This window comes from Candidatus Dormiibacterota bacterium, from assembly GCA_036495095.1.
Taxonomy (GTDB): Bacteria; Chloroflexota; Dormibacteria; order Aeolococcales; family Aeolococcaceae; genus CF-96.
Genome location: DASXNK010000004.1, coordinates 25,189 through 41,259, shown reverse-complemented (window position 1 = coordinate 41,259; position 16,071 = coordinate 25,189). Strand labels below are relative to the sequence as shown.

Here is a 16,071-nt window from a genome sequence, read left to right as displayed (position 1 = left end):
GAGATGACGATGCGGTTCATGGTGATCGTCAAGGCGACCGACGAGTCCGAGAGCGGTGCCCTCCCCACCCCGGAGGCGCTCGCCGAGATGGGCGCGTTCAACGACGAGCTGACCAAGGCGGGCGTGATGCTCACCGGGGACGGGCTGCAGGCGAGCTCGAAGGGCGCCCGCATCCGGTACTCCGGAGAGAGGCGCACCGTGATCGACGGACCCTTCACCGAGACCAAGGAGCTGGTCGCCGGGTTCTGGCTGATCCAGGTGGGGTCACGGGAGGAGGCGGTCGAATGGATGTCCCGGGCGCCGTTCCGGGACGGTGAGGTGGAGATCCGCCAGCTGTTCGAGGCCTCGGACTTCCCCGGGTAGCCGGAGACTCGATGGACCGGGGTCGACCGGGGGGTGGCTCCAGCCTCCCCCCGGTACAAACCCGGACAATCCCGCTATGCCCACCTCCGTCGACTTCCTCATCCTCTGCGACGCCGCGCAAGTCTCGCCGGACAGCAAGCTCCACCTCCTCGGCGGCGCCTGGACCCACCACCAGCGCCAGGTCCCGCAGAACCCGCCGCCGGGGTCGGCGCCGCCGATCTCCCAGTTCGCCATCGCCGCCGGCTTCCTCGTCGACTGGAACGAGACCGACGACCCGCTGGTGGTGAGGATCAGCGTCGAGGACGACGACAACCAGCAGCTGGCCCAGGTCTCGGGTCAGCTGCTGGTCGGCCGCCACCCCCAGGCGATCGTCGGCACCGACCAGCGGGCGCTGATCGCGGTGCCGGTCACGATGGTCTTCGAGAGGGCGGGGCCGCACCACGTCCGCGCCGGGGTCGAGGGCCGGGCGGTGGACAAGGTCACCCACTTCACCGTCGTCGACCTGCCGGTCGCGGGGTAGGCCATCGATCTGAACAGGTGATAGCGGCGCTGTCGTATCGACGCCAGCGAGCTACCTTTCGGACGTTCGTGCAGTGGCGACCGCCCCACCTGGCGGTTCGTACGGGCAAGGAAGTCAGAGGTTTCGGCGTTGCTCTCATATGAAGGGCACGACCATCTCTCATGGGGGTGTCATCGCGGTGCGACGCGACCTGCGAGCGGGTGGGTGTAGGCTCCGATGATGAGTGGCACCCCTCCGGTCGTGGCGGCCCGGCTGGCCGCGCTGCGCGCTCCGGTCGCCCTCTGCCTCAGCGGTGGCGGAGCCCGCGGCGCCGCCCAGGCGGGCGTCGTCATCGAGCTCGTCGCCCACGGGCTGCGCCCCGATCTGATCGTCGGCACCTCGATCGGCGCCTGGAACGGCTCCTGGCTCGCCGCGCACCCCGAGATGGAGAACGCCCGCGCCCTGCAGTACTGGTGGACCGACCCCGAGGTGCGCCGGATGATGCGCGGGATGCTGCTCGGCTACGCCGGGGCGATCGCCTGGCGGCGCAGCGCGGCGCTCTCCGCCGGCCGGGTCGAGCACCTGCTCGGGCGCGCCCTGGGGAAGCTCACCTTCGAGGATCTGCAGATCCCCCTCGCCATCGGCGCCTGCGACCTGCTCAGCGGCGACCTCATCTACTTCGACCGCGGCCCGGTCGCCGCGGCGGTGCGGGCGTCGTCGGCGATCCCCACGGTGCTGCCGCCGGTGCCCCTCGACGACCGGCTCTTCCTCGACGGCGGCGTCATCGACAACTTCGGCGTCAACGAGGCGGTGCGCCGCGGCGCCCGGACCATCCTCCTCGTCGACGCCAGCACCTCGGAGCTGAGCAACCTCCCGGTCGGGCTCGGCGCGATCATCGACCGTGCCACCCTGGTCGCCCAGCTGCACCAGCGGCGCCGCTCGCTGGCCGCGGCCGCCGGCGCCGGGGTGCCGCTGCACCTCATCGAGGTGGGTGCGCTCGGCGGCGTCCTCGACTTCACCCACCTCGGCGGCTCGCTCGAGCTCGGTCGCAAGGCGGCACGCGCCTGGCTCGCCGGCGAGACCCTGCCCGCGACGGTCCCGCTCGCCGAGGAGGAGCGCCGCCGCGTGGTCGCGAGCTGGCGGATGATCGAGGACCGGGTGCTGCCGCTGTGGCGCCGCGCCACCGGCCAGGCAGCCCACCCGGGACCGGCCGGAATCGCCCTGCCGCCGCCGGGGATGGCCGAGGCGAGCGGCGGCTGATGACCTCTGCGGCGAGCGGCCGGCGGAGGCTGCTGCGCCTCGGCCCCCAGGGCCGCTCGTGGACCACCGACGCGGTGGTGGTCGAGGAGCCGATGGAGATCCGCGCCGGCGGCGTGCCGGTGGCGGTGACGATGCGCACCCCGGGCCACGACTTCGACCTCGCCGTCGGCTTCCTGGTCACCGAGGGGGTGATCACGGGGGCGGAGCAGATCGCCACCATCCGCACCTGCGAGGTCGCCGCCGACGGGCGGCACAACATCCTGGAGGTCGAGCTCACCGCCTCCGCCCCCGGCTTCGACCCCGCCCGGGCCCGCGCCTTCTACGTCAGCTCCTCGTGCGGTCTGTGCGGGCGCGCCAGCCTCGACGCGGTGCGCACCCGGGCACGGTGGGACGTCGCCGGCGACCCGGTGCGGGTCTCGGCCGAGCTGCTCGCCGCCCTGCCGGCGCGGCTCCGTGAGGCGCAGCGGGTCTTCGACCGCACCGGCGGGCTCCACGCCGCCGCGCTCTTCGACGCCGGGGGACGGCTGCTCTGCGTCCGCGAGGACGTGGGCCGGCACAACGCCTTCGACAAGGTGATCGGCTGGGCGGCCACCGACGGGCGGCTGCCGCTGCGCGCCCACGTCATCCTCGCCTCCGGGCGGGCCAGCTTCGAGCTCGCCCAGAAGGCGCTGCTCGCCGGCATCCCCGTGCTCGCCGCGGTCTCGGCGCCGTCGAGCCTCGCCATCGAGCTCGCCGAGGAGGCGGGGATGACGCTGGTCGGGTTCCTCCGCGACGGCGGCATGAACGTCTACACCGGCCACGAGCGGATCGAGGTGGCCGCCGGCTAGAGCTGGCGGCAGGCCCCGGCGATCTCCGCGGCGGGCGGCACCCGGGTCACCTCGAGGCCGGCGCGTTGGGCGAGGGCGGCGAAGCGGGCGGCGTCGCGCACCGCGCAGGCGCGCTGGTCGTTGTTGAAGTAGACGAAGCCCTCGACGTCCCGTCCCCAGAGCTCGGCGAGGCGCAGCGCCCAGGAGCGCAGCGCGGTGTCGCCGTAGCCGGGGCGGTTGCGGCCGCGGCCGGCGTGGAGGCGGAGATACGCCCAGTCGGCGGTGCGCCACAGCGGGGTCACCGGGCGCGACTCCCGGTCGGCGAGGCAGAGCGCGGCACCGTGCCGCTCCAGCAGGGCGCGCACCTCGGGGACGAACCACGACCGGTGGCGCATCTCCACCGCGACCCGCACCCCGGCGGGGAAGCAGGCGAGGGTCTCGTCGAGGCGTGCGGGCTCGGCGCGCATCGTCGGCGGCAGCTGGAGGAGCACGGGCCCGAGGCGGTCGCCGAGCGGCTCCATCCGCGACATCAGCAGCGCCACCGGCTCGGCGGGGTCGCGGAGCCGGCGCACGTGGGTGAGGTACCGGCTCGCCTTCACCGTGATCACGAAGTCCGCGGGGGTGCGCTGCCGCCAGCTCTCGAAGGTGGTGGCGGCGGGCAGCCGGTAGAAGGCGTTGTTGACCTCGACCGTGGCGAAGCGGGCCGCGTAGTGCTCGAGCCAGCGCGACTGGGCCAGGCGCTCCGGGTAGAAGCGCCCACGCCAGTCGCGGTACTGCCACCCCGAGGTGCCGGTGGCGACGGTCATCCCGGCCGCTCCGGGCTGGAGTTGGCGGGGCTCAGGCCTCCGGGTCGATCTCCACCACGCCCTGGCCGGCGCGGCCGACCACGCGCATGCGGTGGGTGCGCTCGGTGGCGAGGGGAAGGGTCAGCTCGGCGCCGCAGCCGAGGCAGCGGCCGCGGAGGTCTCCGTGCACCTCCACGAGCACCCGGCGCCGGCCAGAGCACCGCGGACAGGAGGCGAGCCGGACGAAGCCGGGTTCGGACGGGGCGGCGCTCTCTCCGGAGCGCGGCAGGGTCGAGGGAGCTGCCATGTGGGGTCTCCTCGAGCCGGAGGGGTGGGGGCGGGATTGTCGCACCGCACCGGCCCGAAGTGAACCCTCTGTCGATGGCCCGAACCATCCCGTCACATCGCCGGGCTACGGGCTGCCGAGCGTCGGGTGGCGGGGGATGTCCTCGTCGTCGACGTCGCGGGGGGTCGTGACCTTGACCAGCTCGCTCTCGCCGGCGCCGGGGCCGGTGGAGGACTCGGCGACGCGCTCGATCTCGTCGCCCTCGGGCACGACCCGGGGATCGACCCCCTCGGTGGTGGCGTCGGGCGCCGCCTCCTGACCGGGGTCCGGAGGTGTGTGCGGGTCACGGCGGGGATCGGGTGGCTGCTCGGCCATACTCCACTCCCGGTTGAGCTGACAACCCAACCATCATACAAACGGAGTCCGTCAGCGGCAGGTTGGTGCCCTCCTCGCCCGGCTCCCTATGATCCGTTCGGTTCCTTGACCGCCCTCCGGAGAACGCGATGAGTCCAAGGCCTCGCGCCGCCGTCCTGGGTGCCGGCGCCCTGCTGCTGGTCGCCGCCGCCTCGGCGGCGCACACCGCCGCCGGCGCGCCGGCGCGGGCGGCGACGGCGCCACGGCCGGCGATCACGGGACACGTGGCGCGGGAGTCGCTCACCTTCCCTCCGGACACCGCCTGGTGCCGCGCCCACCTGCAGCGGTCCTGCTACCGGCCGGCCCAGCTGCGCCACGCCTACGGGCTCGATCCGCTGCTCGCCCGCGGCCTGGATGGCCGGGGTCGGACCATCGCCGTCGTCGACTCCTTCGGCTCGCCCACCATCGCAGCCGACCTCCACCACTTCGACCAGGCCTTCGGCCTGCCCGATCCCCCGAAGCTCACCGTCATCCATCCGGCGGGCGCCCCGCCCGCCTTCGACCCCGCCAACGAGGACATGGTCGGCTGGGCGGAGGAGACCACCCTCGACGTCGAGTGGGCCCACGCGATGGCGCCGGGCGCGAAGCTGCTGCTGGTGGTCACCCCGGTGTCGGAGACCGAGGGCATCACCGGCTTCCCCGAGATCGTCCGCGCCGAGAACCACGTCGTCGAGCACCACCTCGCCGACGTCATCTCGCAGAGCTTCGGCGCCACCGAGCAGACCTTCCCCTCGGCCGCGGCGCTGCTCGGGCTCCGCTCCGCGTTCAGGAACGCCGCCGAGCAGGGCATCACCGTGCTCGGCGCCTCCGGCGACAACGGGGCCACCGACGCCCGCCTCGACCAGAGCTGCTGCTACCCGATGCGGGTCAACTCCTGGCCATCCAGCGACCCGCTGGTGACGTCGGTCGGAGGCACCCGGCTGAACCTCGACGCCGCCGGCAACCGGCTCTCACCCGACCGGGTGTGGAACGACGACGGCGGCGGCGCCGGCGGGGGAGGGGTGTCGAGCATCTTCGACCGCCCCGATTTCCAGGACTCGGTGCGCAGCGTGGTCGGCGACCATCGGGGCACGCCCGACGTCAGCATGAGCGCGGCCGTCGACGGCGCCGCCGTCTTCTACTACAGCTTCGCCAACCCGAAGGCCTCGGCCGGCGGCTGGCACCTCGTCGGTGGCACGAGCGAGGCCACCCCGCTGTTCGCCGGCATCGTCGCGGTCGCCGGCCAGGCGGCCGGGCGGCGCCTCGGCGTGCTCAACGACCGCCTCTACCGGCTCGCGCGCGAGGACGCCTCCGGGATCGTCGACGTGGTCGGCGGCGACAACAGCCTCACCTTCTGCGCCTCCGCCTGTGCGGCGGCGGTGCCGGTGATGGTCACGGTGAAGGGCTACCCGGCGGTGCGGGGCTACGACCTGGCCACCGGGCTGGGAACCGTCGACGCCTCCCGGCTGGTGAGGGCCCTCTCCGGTCGGGACTAGGGCTGGTCCTGGGGCCGGTTCAGCTGCTCCTGCTGGGCCATGGCGCGGCGGAAGCTGATCACGAAGACGACCACGATCAGAGCGCCGGTCAGGTAGAGGCCGTAGTGGGAGATGTTGTTGGCGAGGTCGATCGCCGGCTTGCCGATGAACCAGCCGAGCATCACGTAGGTGAGGATGAAGCACAGCGCGCCGAGGCCGTCGGCGAGGGCGACCACCCAGATGCGCATCTTGATCTCACCCGCCGCCATCAGGCAGAGCCACTGGGGCAGGAAGGGGATGAAGTAGGCGAGGAAGATCATCGGCGCGCCCCAGCGCGCGAACATCCGCTCCGCCCGCGCCATCCGCCGCTGCGCCCGCGGGCTGGGGCCGGTCATGTAGGTGATCACCCTCCGCCCGTAGCGCCGGCCCGCCCAGTAGTAGAAGGGGTCCGAGAAGCAGGTGATGAAGAGGGGGGCGAGCAGCGCCAGGAGCAGCGGGAAGTCGCCGCGGTGGGCGACGGCGCCGGTGGTGATCATCGCCGGGAGGCTGCCCCGGAGGAACGAGAGCAGCAGCGGGTGGGGGCCGAGCAGCGAGGGCCCGATCGGAGTCGAGAACAGCAGCCAGATGTTGTGGGCGAAGATCGGGCCGACGCAGGCGACATCCGCCGTTCCGACCGGGAAGCCGGTGGTGTCCGGGCCGGTGGCAGGGCGAGGCGTCACCTCAGTGCTCATGTGGCGGCCATTGTCACCGACACGGCGGCTCCGGGGGGTGTGCGGGCGCGCACGGCTGGCTCACGAGGGTGAAACGGCGGCGTCCCGCCGGTTCCTGCGCCTCACAGCTCGGTGTCGCCGGGGTCGCTCGGGGCGGGGGCGGCGATGAGGCGCACCGGCCGGTCGTAGGCCACGTAGTCCCACCCCCAGTTCAGCAGCGCCACCACGCGGCTGCGGAAGCCGACCAGCAGCAGCAGGTGGACGGTGAGCCAGGTCACCCACCCGAGGAAGCCGCCGAGGCGCAGCGGGCCGATCTGGGCGATCCCCGCGTTCCGGCCGATCGTCGCCATCGTGCCCCGGTCGCGATAGCGGAAGGGCGCGGGCGCCTCTCCCCGGAGCGAGCCGGCGATGGACCGGGCCACGTGCTTCGCCTCCTGCATCGCCACCGGGGCGAGCTGCGGGAGGGCCTCGCCGCGGCTGCCGGCCACCCGGGCGAGGTCGCCGATCACGAAGACGTCCGGGTGGCCGGGCAGCTGCAGGGTCGGACCCAGCTCGACCCGGCCCTGGCGGTCGACCCGGCCGAGCCAGGCGCCCACCGGAGAGCCCCTCACCCCCGCGGTCCAGACCACCGTCGCCGCCTCGATCCGGCTGCCGTCGCGGAGCGACACCCCGCGCTCGTCGACCCCGGCCACCTGGGCGCCGAAGACCAGGCTCACCCGCTTCCGCTCCAGGGTGCGGATGGCCGCGCGCTGCAACGAGGGGGCGAAGGCGCCGAGCACGGTGTCGCCGGCCTCGACGATGCAGATCCGCACCTCCTCGAGGTCGAGGTGGGGGAAGTCCCTCCGGAGCACCAGGTGGACGAGCTCGCTCACCGCCCCGGCGAGCTCGACTCCGGTGGCGCCACCGCCCACCAGCACCACGGTCTGGAGCCGTCTGCGGGTCCCCGGGTCGTCGCTCCAGGCCGCCCGCTCGAAGCAGGTGAGCAGGTGGTTGCGCACCGCCAGCGCCTCGCCCAGCGACTTGAGGCCGTGGGTGTGCTCCTCCACCGAGGTGAGCCCGAAGAAGTTGTTCACCGCTCCCGCGGAGACCACCAGGTGGTCGTAGGCGAGCTCGCCCCCGGTGGTGGTGAGCCGCCGGCGCTCGAGGTCGACGCCGATCACCCGGGCGAGGCGGAAGTCGACGTTGCGGTGACGGCGCAGCGCGGCGCGGACCGGGTAGGCGATCTCCGAGGGGTCGAGCAGCGCGGTCGCGACCTGGTACAGGAGGGGCTGGAAGAGGTGGTAGTTGTGCTGGTCGACGAGGACAACGTCCACCGGCACCCCGCGCAGCGCCCGCGCCGCCGCGAGCCCGCCGAAGCCGGCGCCGAGGATCACCACCCGGGGGCGGGCCTCTCCCATGTGCGGCACTCCTGACAGCGGCCGGTGGAGGGACGTACGGTACCGGTCGCGACGGGGCGGGGCAGGGCCAGGCCCCTCACCCAGGGGCGTAGATCCAGTCGGCGATCCGCCGGCGGTGGAGGTCGGCGTCGCCGTGCTGCAGCTCCAGCGCCTTGCCGCGCTTCAGCCACAGGTGGAGGTCGTGCTCCCAGGTGAAGCCGATGCCGCCGTGGAGCTGCAGCGCCTCGAGGTTGGTGCGCCGCTCGGCGTCGCTCGCACACGCCTTGGCGACGCTGGCGGCGATGCTGGCGTCGGGGGCGTCGTTGGCCAGCGCCCAGGCGGCGTAGTACACCGCGGCGCGCGCCGACTCGACCAGCATCAGGGTCTCGGCGAGCTTGTGCTGCACCGCCTGGAACGACCCGATCCTCCGGCCGAACTGCTCGCGCTGCTTCACATGGTCGACGGTCATGTCGAGCATCGCGCCGGCGACGCCGACCAGCTCGGCGGCGGAGGCGGCGGCGGCATGGTCGAAGGCCCAGCGCGCGTCCTCCGGCGAGCTCGAGAGCACGGTGTCGCCGCCGAGCTCGGCGGTCACCGCGAAGAGCCGGCGGGCGCCGTCCATCGAGCGCAGCGGCCGCAGGGTGAGCCGGTCCTGGGTGACCGCGTGCAGCGCCCCCTCGCGCTCGAGGATGACCAGGTCGGCGGTGGCGTCGGCGACGTACGGCGATCCGGCGAGCCCCACGGTGACGCCGGCCTCGCCGCTCGCGATCCGCGGCAGCCAGCGGCTGCGGAGCTCGTCCGAACCGGCGCGGGCCAGCAGCGGCGCGGCCACGGCGGTGGTCTCCAGCAGCGGCTCGGGGAGCAGCGCGCGCCCCGCCTCCTCGAGGATGAGCACCAGGTCGACCTCGTCCATGCCGGCGCCGCCGTGCTCCTCGGGGACGGTCAGCCCGACCACGCCGAGGTCGGCGAGCCTCCGCCAGCGCTCCGGCGAGCGTCCCGTCGGCGAGGCCCAGGCGCCCCGCACCGCGGCCGGGCTGCACTCACGGCGGAGCAGGTCGCGCACGGTGTCGCGGAGCATGTACTGCTCGGGGGAGAAGTCGAAGTCCATGCGCCGTTCCTACTCGCGGGGAAGGCCCAGCACGCGCTGGGCGACGATGTTCTTCTGCACCTCGGAGGTGCCGGCGAAGATGGTGCTGGCGCGCGCGTACAGGTAGTCGGCGTACCAGCCGCCGTCGTGCTCCGCCTCGGGCGAGCCGCGGCCGAGCTCGGCGCGCGGACCGAGGATGTCGAGGGCGAGCTCGTCGAGGCGCACCTTCATCTCCGACCAGTACAGCTTGCTGAGCGAGGCCTCGGGACCGGGCGCCTCGCCACGCGCCAGCCGGGTGAGCGCGCGCTGCACGGTGAGCTCGTAGACGCGGGTCTCGATGTACGACTGGGCGACCCGGCGGCGCACGTCGGGGTCGTCGGCGGCGACCCCATCACCACGGGGCTCGCGGCGCGACAGGTCGATCACGTCGCGGAGGATGCGGTGGAAGAGCGCGGGGCCGTAGAGGCCGCCGCCACGCTCGAAGCCGAGCAGGGTCATCGCCACCGCCCACCCGTCGTCCACCCGCCCCACCACGTTGGCGGCGGGGACCCGCACGCCGGTGAAGAACACCTCGGCGAAGCGCGCGCTGCCGTCGATCTGCACCAGCGGCCGCACCTCGACCCCGGGACTGTGCATGTCGACGAGCAGGAATGTGATGCCGCGGTGCTTGGGCGCGGCTGGATCAGTGCGCACCAGGGTGAAGATCCAGTCGCCGAAACGGCCCAGCGAGGTCCAGGTCTTCTGCCCGTCGACCACGAACTCGTCGCCCTCGCGCACCGCCCGGGTGCGCAGCGAGGCGAGGTCGCTGCCGGCGTCGGGCTCGCTGTAGCCCTGGCACCAGATCTCGTCGCAGGCGAGGATGCGGGGCAGGTGGCGGGACCTCTGCTCCGCGGTCCCGTAGACCATCAGCGTGGGACCGAGCAGGCCCATCCCCAGCCGGTTGATCCGGTCGGGGGCGCCGGCCAGGATGTACTCCTCGTTGAAGATCGCCTGCTGCACCATCGAGGCGCCGCGGCCGCCGTACTCCTCGGGCCAGGCGACGGCGCCGAGCCCGGCGTCGAAGAGGGCCCGCTCCCAGCTGCGGTAGCGCTCGAACGCCTCGCCGCCCGCCTCCCAGTCGACCGCCCGGGTGTGCGCGATCTGCTCGCGGTGATCGGAGAGCCAGCCGCGCACCTCGTCGCGGAAGGCGGCATCCTCGCCGCTCAGCTCGAAGTCCATGCCTCATCCCCCTTGCTCGCCCGGCCCGCAGCGGCCCGCGGGTCGATGATCGCAGGTCGGCGCCCGGCCGCCGCCTGCGGGTAGCGTGCGGGACGTGACCACGGGCTGGCGGTCGGGGCGGGCGGCGGCGCTGCGGCGCCGGGCGGCGTTCGGCTGGGAGGAGCCGCTGCCCGCCCGGCACTGCGGCCCGCTGGTGGCGCGGCGGGCCGGCGCGGCCGGAACGCCGGTGCTGCTGCTCCACGGGCTCGCCGCCTCGGGGCGGCTCTGGGGAAGCGCCTTCGACCGCCTCGGAGCTCGCCACCGGCTGCTTGTCCCCGACCTGCTCGGCTTCGGCGCCTCACCCTGGCCGCCCACCGGGTACAGCCTCGAGGCGCACGCCGCTGCGGTGGCCGCGACGGTGGCGGCGGCCGGGGTCGACGACGCCCCCGCGGTGGTGGCGGGGCACAGCTTCGGCGCGCTGGTCGCGCTCGCCCTCGCCCGTTCCCACCCCGGGCTGGTCGGCGCCCTGCTGCTGGTCTCGCCGCCGCTCTACCGCGGCCCGGCCGGCGCCCGCGCCGCCACCCGGCGGGCGCTGACCTGGACCGAGCGCACCTTCTGCACCGACACCCGGTACTCGCGCCACCTCTGCCGGGCGATGTGCATGCGCCGTCCCTGGCTGGCTCGCCGGGTGGCCACCACCTACCGGCCCGAGCTGCCTCTGGCGGTGGCCCTCGACGGCGTCCGCCACACCTGGGAGTCGTACTCGCAGAGCTTCGCCGAGCTGGTGGGCGCGACCGCCCGGCCCGCCTGGCTGGTCGAGGCCGGCGTGCCGGTGCGTCTGCTCATCGGCGGCACCGACCCGCTCCCCGACCTCGGCCTGCTCGAGGAGCTCGCCGCCGGCCATCCCCAGGTCACCCTCGAGGTGGTCGCCGGGGCCGACCACCTGCTGCCGCTCTCCCACCCGGGGCGCTGCCTGACCGCCATCGAGGAGCTGGCCGCGTCGGTGGGCCGGGGCGCACGGCCGGAGTATCCTTCTCCATCGACAACCGAATAGCGTCCCGCTGGGGGAGCGAGCAGCTGAGAGGTGGTATCAGGACCACCAACTCCTGGAACCTGATCTCGTTAGTACGAGCGAAGGGAAAGCGGGCCGGCCGAGGAGCGGGCGCCTGTGTGCGCGCCGCCGTCCGTGGCCGCCCCCGCGCGTCTCCGGCGGGTGACACCCAGCAGGAGACGTCAGATGGCCCAGGCGCCCACCGACCTCGCGGCATCCGCCACTCCGATCCGGGGCAGCCGCAAGGCGCACCTCCAGGGTTCGCGCCCCGACCTCCAGGTCCCGGTCCGGGAGATCGTGCTCGAGGACGGTGAGGGGGTGTTCTGCGTCTACGACAGCAGCGGGCCGTACACCGATGCGAGCGTGCGCACCGACGTGCACCGCGGGCTGGAGTCGGTGCGGGGGGCGTGGATCCGCGAGCGTGGCGATGTCGAGGAGTACCAGGGGAGCGCGGAGTCGGTGCGGCCGCTGCGCGCCAGGGCCGGCGCCGCCGTCACCCAGATGCACTACGCGCGCCGTGGCCTGGTGACCCCGGAGATGGAGTTCGTCGCGCTCCGCGAGGCTGTCGACCCCGAGCTGGTGCGCACCGAGGTGGCCCGGGGACGGGCGATCATCCCCGCCAACGTCAACCATCCCGAGACCGAGCCGATGATCATCGGTCGCAACTTCCTGGTGAAGATCAACGCCAACATCGGCAACTCGGCGGTGGCCTCCTCGATCGAGGAGGAGGTGGAGAAGATGACCTGGGCGGCGCGGTGGGGCGCCGACACGATCATGGACCTCTCCACCGGCAGGGACATCCACGCCACCCGCGAGTGGATCATCCGCAACTCCCCGGTTCCGGTCGGAACCGTCCCGATCTACCAGGCCCTGGAGAAGGTGGGCGGCAAGGCCGAGGAGCTGAGCTGGGAGGCCTACCGCGACACCCTGATCGAGCAGGCCGAGCAGGGCGTCGACTACTTCACCATCCACGCCGGGGTGCGGCTGCGCTACGTGCCGCTCACCGCGAAGCGGCTCACCGGGATCGTCAGCCGGGGCGGCTCGATCATGGCGGCGTGGTGCCTCGCCCACCACGAGGAGAGCTTCCTCTACACCCACTTCGAGGAGATCTGCGAGATCATGCGCGCCTACGACGTGGCCTTCTCGCTCGGCGACGGGCTGCGGCCGGGGTGCATCGCGGACGCCAACGACGAGGCGCAGCTGGCCGAGCTGCGCACCCTCGGAGAGCTCACCACCGTCGCCTGGGCGAACGACTGCCAGGTGATGATCGAGGGCCCGGGCCATGTTCCGATGCACCGCATCAAGGAGAACATGGACCTGCAGCTCGAGCTGTGCCACGAGGCGCCGTTCTACACCCTGGGCCCGCTGACCACCGACATCGCGCCCGGCTACGACCACATCACCTCGGCGATCGGCGCCGCGATGATCGGCTGGTACGGCACCGCGATGCTCTGCTACGTGACCCCCAAGGAGCACCTCGGGCTGCCCAACCGCAAGGACGTGAAGGACGGGGTGATCGCCTACAAGATCGCCGCCCACGCCGCCGACCTGGCCAAGGGCCACCCCGGCGCCCAGGCGCGCGACGACGAGCTCTCGCGGGCCCGCTTCGACTTCCGCTGGGAGGACCAGTTCAACCTCTCGCTCGACCCCGACACCGCCGCGTCGTTCCACGACGAGACCCTCCCCGCCGCCCCCGCCAAGCGGGCCCACTTCTGCTCGATGTGCGGCCCCAGGTTCTGCTCGATGAAGATCACCCAGGAGGTGAGGGAGTACGCGCGCACCCACGGCCTGGAGACCGAGGCGGCGCTCGAGGCGGGGATGCGGGACAAGTCCGACGAGTTCCAGCGCACCGGCGCCGCGGTCTACCGTCCGGCGTGAGCGCCGGCCGGGTCGGGCCTGCAGACCGACCCGTCGTTCAGGCAGCATGGACGGCCATGGCGATCGTCGACATTGCCGATGTTCTGGCGCGCGTCCGGCAGCGCTGCCTCACCGCTGGCACTCCGATCCCGCCTCGCGCCACGGTGACCGAGATCGAGCAGGCGGAGGCGCGGCTCGGCTTCTCCCTTCCCGCCGGCCTCCGCCGTCTCCACCTCGAGGTGGCCAACGGCGGGGTCGGCCCGGTGCCGCTCTACGGCATCGGCAGCGGCCGGCGTGACCCCGAGGGCGACGACCTCGTCGGCGTCTACGAGGGCATGCTCCGGCCCCCCCGCGGGCCCTACCCCCCGCGGCCGGGCGGGCGCAGCCTGGTGGTCACGATGGAGGCCTGGCCCACCGAGGTGCTGCCCCTGTCCGAGGCCCGCGACGGGGTCCTGTTCTGCCTCGACGCCCGGGGAGGCGAGGTGCTCTCCGGGGTGGGCAGCGCCCTCGAGCTCGGCCTGCGCCCGGCCGAATGGCTGCAGCGCGAGGCTCCGTCCCTGGAGGCGTGGCTGGTCCGCTGGCTCGACGGCGAGGCCGTTCCGCACCGGCCGCGGGGGGCCTGGGGAGGCCGGTAGCCACCAGCGACCGCAGGATCGGGTCGGTGTGGGCCGTTCTCCTCTCCGTGATGTACTCCGAACGCAGCGGCATCGGACCTCTGGCGGTGGTCGTCTTCGGTGACGGCACGCTTCCCGAGGTGCTGCTGACCTGCATGCAGTTCCGCCTCGTCGTCGACAAGCTGATGACCCCGGTCGCGCCCCCCCTCCACCTGATGCAGCAGCTCCGCGGCCACATCGAGCGGACCCGCTGCCCGAACTGCCGCGGCTACTTCATGGGGCGCATGCTCGAGCGCCGGATCAGCCTCGACCGGGATAGCAAGGACGCCTCGACCGAGCCCTCGCCGACCGAGTGATCTAGTCGGCGGCCCGCTCGCGGTGCGGGCAGTGGGGATCGTCGTGGTGGCAGCCGCAGGCGACCGCGGTCTCCAGCAACTGGAGGCAGCCGTCGGGATAGCGGAGGCCCGCGGCCGCCCCGCAGTCGGCGACGGTGCGTGCCCGGGTGACGAAGACGGGATGGCCCTCCACCTCCACCCAGGCGGGCATGTTGGGCACCCCCGCGCGCACCATCCGCTCGGCCTCGGCGGCGGAGCCGGCGGTGCTGAGGTGGCGGTGCCCGACCGAGGGCCGGTACGACCCCTCGGCGAGGTCAGGCAGGACCCCGGGGTCGCCGGCGAGCATCGCCGCCACCGCCTCGCCGAGGGCCTCGGCGCCGAGGGCGCTGAGCCGGTGGGTGAGGGTGCCCGCGGTCTCGTCGGCGGCGGGACGGAGCCGGCGCTGGGCGATGATCGGCCCGGCGTCGAACTTGGGCACGGCGCGGTGCAGGGTGATGCCCGCCTCGGCGGCGCCGTCGGCGATGGTCCAGTAGATCGGCTCGGGTCCGCGGTAGGCGGGCAGCGCGCTGGGATGGATGTTGAGCCAGCCGTGGGCGGGGATGGCCAGCGCCCGCGTCCCCAGGATCTGGTCGAAGCTGGCGATGACGCCGAGCGCGGGCTGGAGCCCGGCCATCTCCTGGCGGGCGTGCTCGTCGTTGATCCGCCAGTGGCGCAGCAGCGGGATCGAGAGGTGGCCGGCGATCCGGCTCAGCGCGTTGGTGCCGAGGATGGCGGGGTGTGCCCCCGGGCTGGTGACGATGCCCACCAGCTCGACGTCGAGGCGGAGGAGGGCGAGGAGGAACGCGAGGCTGTAGTCCGATGGGAACCCGGCGAAGATCACCCGGGGGCCGCCGCCGCGCTCGGGGCTGCCGTGGGACTGGGGCAGGTCGCGGTCGGGGATGAAGCTGAACGACCCCCGTCCCCACAGCCACCGCTCCGCCTCGGTCAGCCAGTCGGAGGAGGTCGCCATGCGGGCCATGCTACCGGGTGGTCGGCGGGGGACCGCTCCCCATCCACGCGGGCAGCTCGGCGATGAGCCCCTCGCGGTGGAGCTCCTCGATCGCGGCCTCGACCGCGCCCGGCCGCGCCGCGGCGGCGGCGCCGCCCACCCGGGCGAGCAGCGCCTCGGCGCCCGCCGGCGGCTCGGCGGCGAGGAGGGCGCGCAGCACCGCCCCGCGGAGCTGGCGGTGGCTGCCCGCCCAGGCCGCCTGCCGGCGGGGTGGCGGGGGCGGCGGTGCGCCCTCGAGGCGCTCGCGTGAGGCGCATCCCGCCGCCACCGGGCACGCGCTGCAGCGGGGGGCGCGGGCGCGGCAGACGGTGGCGCCGAGGTCGAAGAGCGCGAGGGTGTGGTCGCGGGCGCTCATCCCCGCCGGCCGGGACCGGAGCAGCTCCTCGTCGAGCCGCGCCGGCGACGCCTGGTGGGGCTCGACCCCGAGCCCGGCGCGGGCCGCCACCCGTCCGAGGTTGACGTCGCGGGGCGGCGGCCCGGCGGCGTCGAGGCAGAGGGCGCGCAGCGCCCGGGCGGTGTACGGACCCACCCCCGGCAGCCGGCGCAGCCCCGCCTCGTCCTCGGGCCAGCCGCCGGCGGCGAGGTGCGCCGCGGCGATGTGGAGGGCGCGGGCGCGGCGGGGGTACCCGAGCCCGTCCCAGGCCCGCAGCAGCTCCTCGAGCGGGGTGGCGGCGAGGCTGGCCGGATCGGGCCAGCGGTCCAGCAGCGGCCCCCAGCGCTCCAGCACCCGGCCCACCGACGTCTGCTGCAGCATCACCTCGCTGACCAGCACCGCCCAGGGGTCACGGGTGTGGCGCCAGGGCAGGTGATGGCGGCCGTGGCCCGCGTACCAGGAGGGGAGGGGGTCACTCCACACCCGGCCGATCGTAGCCGCGCCGTGTTCTGGCAGACTGGGCGGCCGTCGCGGCGGCGCCCCGTCCGCGGAGGAG

17 protein-coding genes, 1 pseudogene and 1 riboswitch are annotated in these 16,071 nt (G+C 74.1%); of the genes and pseudogenes, 9 read left to right on the top strand and 9 right to left on the bottom strand.

Annotation, left to right across the window (positions count from 1 at the left end):
• Positions 1–9 precede the first annotated feature (9 nt).
• The 4 genes and pseudogenes from VGL20_00375 (at position 10) to fdhD (ending at position 2,949) form a co-directional block, all read left to right on the top strand.
• A pseudogene (locus tag VGL20_00375) lies at positions 10–354 on the top strand (YciI family protein).
• An 85-nt stretch (positions 355–439) separates the two neighbouring features.
• Positions 440–883, top strand: coding sequence for a hypothetical protein (locus VGL20_00370; protein ID HEY2702121.1), 444 nt, complete (start codon positions 440–442; stop codon positions 881–883).
• 219 nt (positions 884–1,102) lie between these two features.
• Positions 1,103–2,122: a patatin-like phospholipase family protein gene (locus VGL20_00365; GenBank protein HEY2702120.1), complete on the top strand. Its 1,020-nt coding sequence runs from the start codon at positions 1,103–1,105 to the stop codon at positions 2,120–2,122.
• Positions 2,122–2,949: a formate dehydrogenase accessory sulfurtransferase FdhD gene (gene fdhD / locus VGL20_00360; GenBank protein ID HEY2702119.1), complete on the top strand. Its 828-nt coding sequence runs from the start codon at positions 2,122–2,124 to the stop codon at positions 2,947–2,949. The genes VGL20_00365 and fdhD overlap by 1 nt, the downstream gene beginning before the upstream one ends.
• Here fdhD and VGL20_00355 read toward each other — a convergent pair.
• The 3 genes from VGL20_00355 to VGL20_00345 form a co-directional block, all read right to left on the bottom strand.
• A complete protein-coding gene (locus tag VGL20_00355; GenBank protein ID HEY2702118.1) occupies positions 2,946–3,734 on the bottom strand; it encodes a DUF72 domain-containing protein in 789 nt (262 codons plus the stop codon). The two genes, fdhD and VGL20_00355, sit on opposite strands and share 4 nt — an antisense overlap.
• A gap of 31 nt (positions 3,735–3,765) precedes the next feature.
• Positions 3,766–4,020 carry a hypothetical protein gene (locus tag VGL20_00350; protein ID HEY2702117.1) on the bottom strand — a complete coding sequence of 85 codons (255 nt, stop codon included), beginning with the start codon at positions 4,018–4,020 and terminating at the stop codon, positions 3,766–3,768.
• Positions 4,021–4,125: 105 nt separating this feature from the next.
• A complete protein-coding gene (locus VGL20_00345) occupies positions 4,126–4,374 on the bottom strand; it encodes a hypothetical protein (GenBank protein HEY2702116.1) in 249 nt (82 codons plus the stop codon).
• A gap of 128 nt (positions 4,375–4,502) precedes the next feature.
• Here VGL20_00345 and VGL20_00340 point away from each other — a divergent pair, with 128 nt between their 5' ends.
• The gene (locus tag VGL20_00340; protein ID HEY2702115.1) at positions 4,503–5,888 is read left to right on the top strand and encodes a S53 family peptidase; all 1,386 of its coding nucleotides are present in this window, start codon (positions 4,503–4,505) and stop codon (positions 5,886–5,888) included.
• Here the strand turns inward: VGL20_00340 and VGL20_00335 are convergent.
• From VGL20_00335 to VGL20_00320, 4 genes are all read right to left on the bottom strand, one after another.
• Positions 5,885–6,598: a VTT domain-containing protein gene (locus tag VGL20_00335; protein HEY2702114.1), complete on the bottom strand. Its 714-nt coding sequence runs from the start codon at positions 6,596–6,598 to the stop codon at positions 5,885–5,887. The genes VGL20_00340 and VGL20_00335 overlap by 4 nt on opposite strands.
• A 101-nt stretch (positions 6,599–6,699) precedes the next feature.
• Entirely contained in the window at positions 6,700–7,974 is a 1,275-nt protein-coding gene (locus tag VGL20_00330; GenBank protein ID HEY2702113.1) for an NAD(P)/FAD-dependent oxidoreductase, read from the bottom strand.
• Between the two features lie 76 nt (positions 7,975–8,050).
• Positions 8,051–9,061 carry an acyl-CoA dehydrogenase family protein gene (locus VGL20_00325; GenBank protein HEY2702112.1) on the bottom strand — a complete coding sequence of 337 codons (1,011 nt, stop codon included), beginning with the start codon at positions 9,059–9,061 and terminating at the stop codon, positions 8,051–8,053.
• 9 nt (positions 9,062–9,070) lie between these two features.
• Positions 9,071–10,258 carry an acyl-CoA dehydrogenase gene (locus VGL20_00320; protein ID HEY2702111.1) on the bottom strand — a complete coding sequence of 396 codons (1,188 nt, stop codon included), beginning with the start codon at positions 10,256–10,258 and terminating at the stop codon, positions 9,071–9,073.
• Positions 10,259–10,352: 94 nt separating this feature from the next.
• On the opposite strand from VGL20_00320, the gene VGL20_00315 reads away from it, so the two are divergent.
• From VGL20_00315 to VGL20_00300, 4 genes are all read left to right on the top strand, one after another.
• Positions 10,353–11,291, top strand: coding sequence for an alpha/beta hydrolase (locus VGL20_00315; GenBank protein HEY2702110.1), 939 nt, complete (start codon positions 10,353–10,355; stop codon positions 11,289–11,291).
• Positions 11,291–11,395: riboswitch (TPP riboswitch) on the top strand. Its footprint overlaps the gene before it by 1 nt.
• 79 nt (positions 11,396–11,474) lie before the next feature.
• A complete protein-coding gene (gene thiC / locus VGL20_00310; protein HEY2702109.1) occupies positions 11,475–13,166 on the top strand; it encodes a phosphomethylpyrimidine synthase ThiC in 1,692 nt (563 codons plus the stop codon).
• Between the two features lie 56 nt (positions 13,167–13,222).
• On the top strand, positions 13,223–13,780 hold the full coding sequence (locus tag VGL20_00305; GenBank protein ID HEY2702108.1) for an SMI1/KNR4 family protein: 558 nt from the start codon (positions 13,223–13,225) through the stop codon (positions 13,778–13,780).
• A 26-nt stretch (positions 13,781–13,806) separates the two neighbouring features.
• Entirely contained in the window at positions 13,807–14,115 is a 309-nt protein-coding gene (locus VGL20_00300; GenBank protein HEY2702107.1) for a hypothetical protein, read from the top strand.
• 1 nt (position 14,116) lies between these two features.
• Here the strand turns inward: VGL20_00300 and VGL20_00295 are convergent, their stop codons facing one another.
• On the bottom strand, positions 14,117–15,103 hold the full coding sequence (locus tag VGL20_00295) for a formyltransferase family protein (protein ID HEY2702106.1): 987 nt from the start codon (positions 15,101–15,103) through the stop codon (positions 14,117–14,119).
• Positions 15,104–15,113: 10 nt separating this feature from the next.
• A complete protein-coding gene (locus tag VGL20_00290) occupies positions 15,114–15,998 on the bottom strand; it encodes an A/G-specific adenine glycosylase (protein HEY2702105.1) in 885 nt (294 codons plus the stop codon).
• Positions 15,999–16,071: the final 73 nt, after the last annotated feature.